Origin of the sequence: Aeromicrobium sp., from assembly GCF_025965075.1 — a bacterium.
GTDB lineage: Bacteria > Actinomycetota > Actinomycetes > Propionibacteriales > Nocardioidaceae > Aeromicrobium.
Genome location: NZ_JAOPXQ010000125.1, coordinates 1 through 10,045 on the forward strand (window position 1 = coordinate 1; position 10,045 = coordinate 10,045).

Below are 10,045 nucleotides of genomic sequence, written 5' to 3' on the forward strand. Positions count from 1 at the left end.
CCTGCCCGCCCAGGCCGACGATCGCCTGGTCGGCGCTGCCGTGGCCGTAGTGCTCGAAGCGCTGCCGGTAGAGCTGCACCATCTGCTGGGTGTGGCTCTTCGGCCAGAAGATGTGGTTGGCGAAGAAGCCGTCGCCGTAGTACGCGGCCTGCTCGGCGATCTGCGGGGACCGGATGGAGCCGTGCCACACGAACGGGGGGACGCCGTCGAGCGGCCGCGGCGTCGACGTGAAGCCCTGCAGCGGCGTGCGGTGGGCGCCCTGCCAGTCGACGACGTCGGTGTCCCAGAGCTGACGCAGCAGGGCGTAGTTCTCGATCGCGAGGGAGATGCCGTCGCGGATCTCCTTGCCGAACCAGGGGTAGACGGGCCCGGTGTTGCCGCGGCCCAGCATGAGGTCGACGCGGCCGCCGGCCAGGTGCTGGAGCATCGCGTAGCCTCCGCGATCTTCACCGGGTCGTTCGTGGTGATGAGCGTCGTGGCGGTCGACAGCTGCAGGCGGCTGGTCTGCGCGGCGATGTACGCCAGCGTCGTCGTCGGCGAGGACGGCACGAAGGGCGGGTTGTGGTGCTCGCCGGTCGCGAAGACGTCGAGCCCGACCTCCTCGGCCTTCTTGGCGATCGCGATCGTCGCCTTGATGCGCTCGTGCTCGGTGGGCGTGGTGCCGTTCGTGGGGTCAGGCGTGACGTCGCCGACCGTGTACAGTCCGAACTGCATGCTGGTCATCTGGGTCTCCTTCGCACAGCTTCACGTGCTGGCCCGTATGGGCTTGTTGAAACTTCAACTATATTAGCACGTGGGGTATTCCCACGTCATCCCTGCTCGATGTGAGGTTGCCCCGTCGACGCGCTGGTGCCGCCGTCGACGGCCAGCGTGGCCCCCGTGATGTACGCCGCGTCGTCACTGGCCAGGAACAGCACCGCGGGGGCGATGTCCTCCGGCTGGCCCGGCCGGCCGAGGGCGACCCGGTTGGTGAACTTCGCGAGCTGCTCCGCATCGTCGGCCACGCCCTGGGTGATCGGCGTGATGGTGAACGCCGGCGCCACCGCGTTGAGCCGCACGCCGCGCCGCCCGTAGTCGAGCGCGAGCGACTGGATGAAGTTGAGCACCGCCGCCTTGCTGGCGTTGTAGAGCGACTGGCCCCAGTCGCCGCGCAGGGCCGAGACGGAGGAGACCGCGACGAGGTTGCCGCCAACCCGCTCGAGCTCCGGCAGGGCGAACCGGGCGAGGTGGACGAAGCCGTCGATGTTGGTCGTGCGGATCTGCTCCCACTCGTCCACCGTGTCGGTGAAATCCCCGCCGGTGTGGGCCGCGGCGTTGTTGACCACGACGTCGAGCCGGCCGAACCGCTCGACGACGGCCGCCACGAGCGCCTCTGCGTCCGAGGGGTCCCCGATGTCGCCGGCGACGGTCAGCGTACGACCGGCGGGCTGTCCCTGGACGGCCTCGACGAGCTTGCTCTCGGTGCGGCCGGAGATCGCGACGTTGGCCCCGTTGTCGAGGAACGCTGTGGCGATCGCCAGGCCGATGCCGCTGCCACCGCCCGTGACGAGCACCGTCCGGCCGCTGAAGTCGTAGCTGTTGTGGGTCATGTCAGGCGCAACGAGACCCGGCCGCTGGGCATTCCACGGTGCGACAGGTCAGACGTGCTTCTGCCAGCCGCCCTCGTAGCCGATCGGGCGGAATCCCATCGCCTCGTTGACGTCGAGCATCGGCCGGTTCTCCTCGGCGTTGTACGTCACGATCGCCTCGACCTCGGGCGCCGACGTCACCAGCAGCTCCGCCGTCGCCGACTTGAGCAGCATCCCGAGGCGCCATCCCCGGTGGTCGCGCAGGACGAGGGTGTCGTCCTGCACCGCGACCGGATCGCCGGCGGAGACGACGATCACCGAGAAGCCGACGAGCGCCCCCGATGCCACGTCCTCGACGGCGGCGGTCACGATGCTCCGACCGCTGGCCACGATGCGCTGATCGTGCTCCCGCACCCGGTCGACGTCCCACAGGTCCTCCGTGATGACCATGCCGGCCATCGGGGCGTCCGTGCTCATGCGCGTGCGCAGGACCGCGAGGTCCGCCGTCCACTCGTCCGGCGTGACCCCGGTCCACGTCGTGAGGCGGTAGCCGTCACCGGCGACTGCCCCAGCGGCGTCCCGCAGCGGTGCGACCCGCTCCGGCAGCCCCGGGGTGTCGAGCAGGCTGATGCGGGAGACCTGCTCGAGCGCGTAGCCGTGGGCCTGCAGGAATCTCACACCGTCGTCGCCGGCCGGCAGCTCGCCGAAGCCCGTGGGCGGCTCGACCCGGTCGCCGCCGGGCACCACGGCGTGGGGCACCGACACCTTGAGCACCGGCGCCGCCGCCCGGCGGGCCACCCGCTCGGCCCGGTCGAGCAGGGTCTGCCCGATGCCGCGACGTCGGTGCTCGGGCAGCACGTCGACCATCAGGTAGGCCCCGGTCTCCGGCGCGTGCGGTCGTGTCGTGACCAGCGCACGGCCGATCACGGCATCCGCCTCACGGACGACGAAGTGCTGCCGGACCCGGTGCGGGTTGTTGCGGTACTCCGCCAGCATCTCCTCCGCGCCCATCGCGAGCAGGTCGGTGCCGAGGGTGTGCGACTCGATCGCGTTGCGCACCGTGGCGTACTCGATGAACTCGTGACCGCCCGGTGCGTCCAGGGACTCCGGCATGTCCAGCTCATCGATCGTGAACGTCATCCCCCACACCTACTCGATGCGGCACCTCTGCGTCGACTCGTCAGGTTGTCGTCACGTCGATCAGCACCTTGCCGACGACGCCGCTCTCGACTGCCGCATGCGCGGCGGCGGTCTGCTCGAGCGGGAAGCGTACGAGTGGGAGCCCGGCGTCCTCGCCGACCGGTAGCGCGCCGTCCTCGAGCGCCGCGGTGATGTCCTCGGTCGCGGCCTGCAGCGCTTCGGAGGAGAGCGTGTAGAGCAGCAGACCCTGGTAGCGGACGTTGAGCGCGAACTGCTTGCGGACGTCGAAGCTGACCCGGTCGCCGCCGTTGTTGGCATAGACCGCGATCGTGCCGTGGTTGGCGATGACGTCGAGGTCGAGGTCGGCGTTGACCGCCGGCGCGACCTCGACCACGATGTCGACCCCGTCCGGGGCGATGGCGCGGATCGCGTCGACGGTGCCCGGCTGGGTGTAGTCGATCGTGTGGTGCGCGCCTGCGGCGGTGGCGAGCGCGGCCTTCTCGGGGCTGCTGATCGTCGTGATCACGGTGGCACCCGCCCAGCGCGCGAGCTGGATCGCGGCGTGGCCCACCGCGCCGGCACCGCCCGCCACCAGCACCGTGACGCCGTCCAGGGCCCCGGGCGAGAGCCGCGCGGGCCCGCCCTCGCGGACGGTCAGGGCGCGGTGTGCGGTCACGGCGGGCACGCCGAGGGAGGCGCCGACGTCGTACGGCGTGCTGTCGGGCAGCCGGACGACGCGGCTCGCCGGCACGACCGTGAGCTCCTGGGCCGTGCCGGTGGCGCGCTGGTGCTGCGCGAGGAGCAGCCAGACCCGGTCGCCCACCGCGAGGTCCGCAACGTCGGGGCCCACCGCGTCGACGACGCCGGCCCCGTCCTGGTTGGGCACGATCTCGGGGAACGCCAGTCCCTGGCCCGTCGCACCGGAGCGGCTCTTCCAGTCGGTCGGGTTGACGCCCGACACGACGATCCGCACGCGCACCTCTCCGGGCCCGGGCTCGGCCGGGTCACGATCGACGAGGGTCAGGACCGACGGGTCCCCTGCCTGGCTGTGGACGACTGCTCTCATGTCAGGTGCAACACGGACCGTCGTCAGATGTTCCGAGCCGGCCTCAGGGGACGAGGTCGCGCAGCAGCCGGTCCGACTCGAGCAGCGCCTCGCGGTCGTACGTCGAGGTGGACGCCATGAGCTCGTCGGCGCCGGTGCGCTCGGCGAGGTCGTCGAGCATCCGACGTACGGTCGCGGGCGACCCGGCCACCGCTCCGGCGAGTGACTTCTCGACCCGCTGCCGGACCTGCGCCGACCAGTCCTGCGCGTGGATCGCGGCGACCGGCTCCAGCGGCGGGAACTCCCCCGTCTGGCGGGACCGGGCCATCGCCCACGCCTCGGGCAGCGCGAGCTCGCGGGCCGTGGCGTCGTCCGCGGCGACGGTGACGTCGAGGGAGATCGTGACGTGGGGGTCGACGGCCTGCTTGCTGGGCTGGAAGTCCCGGCGGTACGTGTCGAGGGCCGCGCCGATCGAGTCCTGGGCCAGGATCGGGCCACCGACGACGACCGGCAGGCCGTGGCGGGCGGCGATCGCCAGGCCCTGGCCGGTCGCGAGCAGCGACACCGGGACCCGGGCCGGCGCAACGGGGTGGGGCGTGACCGGGCCCGTGCCGTCGAGGAGGTCGGCCAGCTCCGCCAGGTCGTCCTCGAAGGAGTCGACCGCGTCGAGGTCGTGGCGCAGCGCCGCGCGCACGGCGGGGGTGAAGCCCAGCGACCGGCCGATGCCGAGGTCGATCCGGCCGGGGTGGAGCGCCTCGAGCATCAGGAACTGCTCGGCGACGACGAGCGGCTGGTGGTTGGGCAGCATGACCCCGCCGGAGCCGAGCCGGATCCGGTCGGTGCGGGCGCCGATCGCGGCCAGCAGCACCGCCGGCGAGCCGCTCGCGATGCCCGGGACGGCGTGGTGCTCCGCGACCCAGAACCGTTCGTAGCCGACCCGCTCGGCGAGGACAGCCCGCTCGACCGAGCCGGTCAGCCCCTCGCGCTCGGGACGTCCCGCGCGGGTGCGCGACCGGTCGAGGAGGGAGAGCTTCACGAGGTGGTCAACGGCCCCGGCCCGCGGATGCTTCCCGCGCCCCAGCATCGCCCGGCAACTCCCCGTGGCAAGCCCGTACGTACCGGGGGAAGCTTCCTGCGGGGAGCGCAGGCTTGCTCAGGGACCGTGGTAAACCTCACCGGTGCTGGGCGAAGAACTCCAGCAGCAGGGCCGTCGACTCCTCGGCCCGCACCCCGCTGCGCACCTCGGGGCGGTGGTTGAGCCGGCGGTCGCGGACGACGTCCCACAACGACCCGACCGCGCCGGCCTTGTCGTCGAACGCCCCGAACACCAGCCGGGCGACCCGCGACGACACGATCGCCCCCGCGCACATCGTGCAGGGCTCGAGCGTCACCACCAGGGTGCAGCCCTCGAGCCGCCACTCCCCCACCGCCGCCGCGGCCTCGCGGATCGCGACGACCTCGGCGTGCCCGGTGGGGTCGCCGTCGCGCTCGCGAGTGTTGCGCCCGCGGCCGATGACGGTCCCGGCCGGGTCGATGACGATCGCGCCGACCGGCACGTCCCCGTCGGCCATGGCGGAGCGGGCGAGGTCGAGCGCCTCACCCATCAGGTCGTCGTCGGTCACCCGATGATGGCCTCGAGCTCGGGGCCGAAGCCGAGGCGCTCGGCGACGTCCATGAGGATGTCCTGGGGATAGAGGTCGTCGTCATCGCACAGCATCCCGAGGTCGAGCGCCGACATGCCCAGATCGGCCAGGATCTCCAGGTCACCACCGGCCTGCCCGTCATCATCGATCTCCGGCAGGTCGACGAGGTCCGCCACACCGACCGCGAGCGGCCAGTCGTCGATCGCCGTGACGTCCGACAGCATCGCCCGCACCCGGGTGCCGGACCGGCGCAGGATGACGAAGAAGTCGTCGCTCATCGACACGATCCCCAGCACCCCGACGTCGGACGGGAAGCGGCCCAGCGCGTCGCTCAGGTCGTCGACGTCCTCGCCGAGGCGTGGGTTGAGCTCGACCACCTGCCACGCACCCTCGTCCCGATAGGCGGCGACGGCGAAGTCGACATCGTCTTCGGCCACGGGGTGCCTCCTGATCGGGGAATGATGTCTTCCCTGCGATGGTGACAGGTCACCGGCGGCCACCGCTAGTCTCGTGGCATGCAGGTACACGTCGCCGACCACCCACTCATCTCGCACAAGCTGACCTTGCTGCGCGACGAGACCACCGACTCCCCGACGTTCCGGCGCCTGGCCGACGAGCTGGTGACCCTGCTGGCGTACGAGGCCACCCGGGACGTGCGCGTCCACGGCGTCGACGTGCAGACCCCGGTCGCGCTCGCGCGGGGGGTACGCCTGACGGATCCGCGGCCGCTCGTCGTCCCGATCCTGCGGGCGGGGCTCGGCATGCTCGAGGGCATGCAGCGGCTGCTGCCGACCGCCGAGGTGGGCTTCCTCGGGATGGTCCGCAACGAGGAGACGTTCGAGGCCGTCACGTACGCCGAGCGGCTGCCCGACGACCTGACCGGGCGCCAGTGCTACGTGCTCGACCCGATGCTCGCGACCGGCGGATCGCTCGCCGCGGCGATCGCCTTCCTGGTGCAGCGGGGCGCCGACCACATCACGGCGATCACGCTCCTGGCCGCGCCGGAGGGCGTCGCCCGGATCGAGGCCGATCTCGCGCACCTCGACATCCCGGTCACGCTGGTGACCGCCGGCCTGGACGAGCGGCTGGACGAGCACGGCTACATCGTCCCGGGCCTCGGCGACGCCGGCGACCGCCTGTACGGCGTGGCCGGCTGAGCGCGGCCTCCGCACCTCGACCAGCCAGACAGCTCACAGCGCCTTGAGGATGGCCTCGACCCGCTCCTTGGCGTCACCGAACAGCATCTGCGAGTTGTCCCGGAAGAACAGCGGGTTCTGGACGCCCGCATAGCCGGTGGCCATCGACCGCTTGAACACCACGACGTCGGCCGCTTCCCACACGGTCAGCACCGGCATGCCCGCGATGGGTGAGGACGGGTCCTCGGTCGCGGCGGGGTTGACGGTGTCGTTGGCGCCGATGACCAGGACCACCGAGGTGTCCTTGAAGTCGTCGTTGATCTCGTCCATCTCCAGGACGATGTCGTAGGGCACCTTGGCCTCGGCCAGCAGCACGTTCATGTGCCCGGGCAGCCGGCCGGCGACGGGGTGGATGCCGAACCTGACGTCGATCCCGCGCTCGCGCAGCGTGCGGACCAGCTCGGCGACGGGATACTGCGCCTGCGCGACGGCCATCCCGTAGCCGGGCGTGATGATCACCTTGGTCGCGTCCTTCAACAGATCCGCGACGTCGTCTGCCGTTGCCTCGCGGTGCTCGCCGTAGTCCTTGTCGTCCGCCGGGCCGGCCTCGATGCCGAAGCCGCCGGCGATGACGGAGATGAACGACCGGTTCATCGCCTGGCACATGATGTAGGACAGGTAGGCACCCGAGGACCCGACCAGGGCGCCGGTGACGATCAGGGCGTCGTTGCTCAGCAGGAAGCCCGACGCGGCCGCGGCCCAGCCGGAGTACGAGTTGAGCATCGACACCACGACGGGCATGTCGCCGCCGCCGATCGAGGCCACCAGGTGCCAGCCCAGCGCCAGCGCGACGACCGTGACCGCGGTCAGCAGCCAGATGCTGGGATCGATGACGAACCAGGTCGTCAGGAGCGCGAACGCGGCCAGGGCGCCGAGGTTGATCCAGTTCTTGCCCGGCAGGACCAGCGGGTTGGACTTGATCCGCGCCGACAGCTTGAGGAACGCCACGATCGAGCCCGTGAACGTCACCCCGCCGATGAAGACGCCGATGAACACCTCGGCGTTGTGGATGTCCGCCAGCGACTGCAGGCCGAATGCCTGGTGCTCCAGGTAGCCGTTCCAGCCCACCAGCACTGCCGCCAGACCCACGAACGAGTGCAGCAGGGCGATGAGCTCGGGCATCCCGGTCATCTCGACCACCCGGGCGCGCCACAGGCCGATCGCGGCGCCGATGACCACGGCGACCAGGAGCAGGATCACGGCGGTGCCGTCGGCCAGATCGGCCACGACCCCGAACGTCGCGGCCAGCGCGATCGTCATGCCGGCGATGCCGAACAGGACACCCTGGGAGGAGGTCTCGTGCTTGGACAGCCCGGCCAGGGACAGGATGAACAACAGGGCCGCGACGATGTAGGCGGCGGTGGCGATGCTCTGCGAATCCATGGTCTGCCTCTACTTCGAGAACATGCTGAGCATGCGACGGGTCACGGCGAATCCACCGAAGACGTTGATGGACGCCAGCAGGATCGCGATGAACGACAACGTACGGATCGCGGTGTCGTCGTCGCCGATCTGCAGCATCGCTCCGACCACGATGATCCCGCTGATCGCGTTCGTCACGCTCATCAACGGGGTGTGCAGCGCGTGGTGGACCTTGCCGATGACGTAGTAGCCGATCACGACCGCCAGCACCAGCACCGTGAAGTGCTGCGGCAGCGGGTCCGGGGCATACGCGTTGACCAGGAACAAAGCCAGCACGCCGATCCCGACCAGGGTCAGCTTGCGGGCCGGGGTCATCGGCTGCTTGGCCGGCTTCGGCTCGACGGCCGCGGCGGGGGCGGCGGCCGGGGCGGCGGACACCTGCACCGGCGGCGGGGGCCACGTCGTCTGCCCGTCGCGGACCACCGTGATGGTGCGTTGCACGACGTCCTCGAAGTCCAGCACGAGCCGGCCGTCCTTGGCCGGGGTCAGCAGCTTCATCAGGTTGACCAGGTTGGTGCCGTACAGCTGCGAGGCCTGCGTCGGCAGCCGCCCGGCCAGGTCGGTGTAGCCCAGGATCGTGACGCCGTTGGCGGTCACGACCTTCTCCCCGGCGACCGACCCGGCCACGTTCCCGCCGTTGGCGGCGGCCATGTCGACGATGACGCTGCCCGGCTTCGTCGAGGCCACGTCGGCCTCGGTGATCAGCACCGGCGCCGCCCGGCCCGGGATCAACGCGGTGGTGATGATGATGTCGACCTCGGCGGCCTGCTCGCTGTAGATCTCCGCGGCCCGCGCGTCGTACGCCTCTGACGTCGCCTTGGCGTAGCCGTCGGTGGACTGCTCGGTCTCGACCTCGACGGCGAGGTACTCACCGCCCAGGGACTTGACCTGGTCGGCGACCTCCGCGCGCGGGTCGGTGGCCTTGACGATCGCGCCCAGGCTGTTGGCGGTGCCGATCGCGGCGAGACCGGCGACACCGACTCCGGCCACCAGGACCGTCGCCGGCGGGACCTTGCCCGCAGCGGTGATCTGGCCGGTGAAGAACCGGCCGAAGACGTTCGCGGCCTCCACGACCGCGCGATAGCCGGCGATGTTGGCCATCGAGGACAGCACGTCCATCGACTGCGCCCGCGAGATGCGCGGCACCGCGTCCATCGCGAGCACCGTGATCGGCCGCGTCGACAGCTGCTCGACCAGGTCCGCGTTGAGTGCCGGACCGATGATGCTGATCAACGTCGCGCCGTCGGCCAGCAGGCCGATCTCGTCAGCGGTGGGGGCGTTGACCTTGAACACGATCTCGCTGCCCCACACGTCCGCCTTCGCGGCGATCGTGGCACCGGCCTCGACGTACGCCTCATCGGTGAAGGACGCCTTCGCGCCCGCACCCGACTCGACCCACACCCCGTACCCCAGCCCGATCAGCTTGCCCACCGTCTCCGGTGTGGCCGCGACCCGGGTCTCCCCGGCGCTCGACTCGGCAACTACTCCCACGACACTCATTCGGCGAACGTTATCCGTTCGTCACCCGGCGCGACACCTGGTGAGACGCGAGTCTCACTGGATGGAGATTCAGTCGGATGCGCGGATGAGTGCGACCAGGGGCTGACCGAGCAGGCCCTCGCGGCGACCCACGACGACCGACCACACGACGGTCGCGGCAACCGCGGCGAACGTCAGGGTCATGATCACCCCGCCCTTGATCATGACGAAGTCGACGGTCGACAGCGTCATCAGCAGCCAGAGCGTGATGACGCCCTTGACCACGATGATCAGGCCCCACATCAGCGTGAGCTGGCGGAACAGCCGGCAGATCCCGGGCCGCGCAACGAGCTCAGTGCTGAGCGGACAGAAGTCCGGCGCGAGGCGCGCGACCAAGGGCTGGGCCGACCCCAGCGACGCGAGGAAGATGGTCGCCACAGCGGCGTCGACGAAGACCGGCTGGACGAAGTAGATGAAGGTGTTGCCCGTCGCGAAGGTGATGCTCGTCTTGGCCGTCATGATCGCGCCGGTCAGCACGAGCAGGCCCGACAC

9 protein-coding genes and 2 pseudogenes are annotated in these 10,045 nt (G+C 70.8%); 1 reads left to right on the top strand and 10 read right to left on the bottom strand.

Features of this window, described 5'->3' with window-relative positions; all coding sequences use genetic code 11:
* The 7 genes and pseudogenes from JWQ91_RS07910 to JWQ91_RS07940 all read right to left on the bottom strand — a co-directional run.
* Positions 1 to 714: pseudogene (locus JWQ91_RS07910) on the bottom strand (CE1758 family FMN-dependent luciferase-like monooxygenase); the annotation flags it as partial.
* Between the two features lie 95 nt (positions 715 to 809).
* Entirely contained in the window at positions 810 to 1,589 is a 780-nt protein-coding gene (locus JWQ91_RS07915; protein WP_297782317.1) for an SDR family oxidoreductase, read from the bottom strand.
* Between the two features lie 48 nt (positions 1,590 to 1,637).
* A complete protein-coding gene (locus tag JWQ91_RS07920) occupies positions 1,638 to 2,708 on the bottom strand; it encodes a GNAT family N-acetyltransferase (protein WP_297782318.1) in 1,071 nt (356 codons plus the stop codon).
* A gap of 40 nt (positions 2,709 to 2,748) precedes the next feature.
* Complete coding sequence (locus JWQ91_RS07925) at positions 2,749 to 3,774, bottom strand: NADPH:quinone reductase (protein WP_297782319.1); 1,026 nt, start codon at positions 3,772 to 3,774, stop codon at positions 2,749 to 2,751.
* Positions 3,775 to 3,817: 43 nt separating this feature from the next.
* On the bottom strand, positions 3,818 to 4,789 hold the full coding sequence (locus tag JWQ91_RS07930; RefSeq protein ID WP_297782320.1) for an LLM class flavin-dependent oxidoreductase: 972 nt from the start codon (positions 4,787 to 4,789) through the stop codon (positions 3,818 to 3,820).
* Between the two features lie 136 nt (positions 4,790 to 4,925).
* On the bottom strand, positions 4,926 to 5,375 hold the full coding sequence (locus JWQ91_RS07935; RefSeq protein ID WP_366521360.1) for a nucleoside deaminase: 450 nt from the start codon (positions 5,373 to 5,375) through the stop codon (positions 4,926 to 4,928).
* On the bottom strand, positions 5,372 to 5,833 hold the full coding sequence (locus tag JWQ91_RS07940) for a tRNA adenosine deaminase-associated protein (protein WP_297782321.1): 462 nt from the start codon (positions 5,831 to 5,833) through the stop codon (positions 5,372 to 5,374). The genes JWQ91_RS07935 and JWQ91_RS07940 overlap by 4 nt, the downstream gene beginning before the upstream one ends.
* 78 nt (positions 5,834 to 5,911) lie before the next feature.
* On the opposite strand from JWQ91_RS07940, the gene upp reads away from it, so the two are divergent.
* Positions 5,912 to 6,553 (top strand): uracil phosphoribosyltransferase, encoded by a 642-nt coding sequence (upp, locus tag JWQ91_RS07945; RefSeq protein WP_297782322.1) that lies wholly within the window; start codon positions 5,912 to 5,914, stop codon positions 6,551 to 6,553.
* Positions 6,554 to 6,586: 33 nt separating this feature from the next.
* Here the strand turns inward: upp and pntB are convergent, their stop codons facing one another.
* The 3 genes and pseudogenes from pntB to JWQ91_RS07960 form a co-directional block, all read right to left on the bottom strand.
* Entirely contained in the window at positions 6,587 to 7,975 is a 1,389-nt protein-coding gene (pntB, locus tag JWQ91_RS07950) for a Re/Si-specific NAD(P)(+) transhydrogenase subunit beta (protein WP_297782323.1), read from the bottom strand.
* Between the two features lie 9 nt (positions 7,976 to 7,984).
* Positions 7,985 to 9,514: a Re/Si-specific NAD(P)(+) transhydrogenase subunit alpha gene (locus JWQ91_RS07955; RefSeq protein WP_297782324.1), complete on the bottom strand. Its 1,530-nt coding sequence runs from the start codon at positions 9,512 to 9,514 to the stop codon at positions 7,985 to 7,987.
* A 69-nt stretch (positions 9,515 to 9,583) separates the two neighbouring features.
* Positions 9,584 to 10,045: pseudogene (locus JWQ91_RS07960) on the bottom strand (hypothetical protein); the annotation flags it as partial.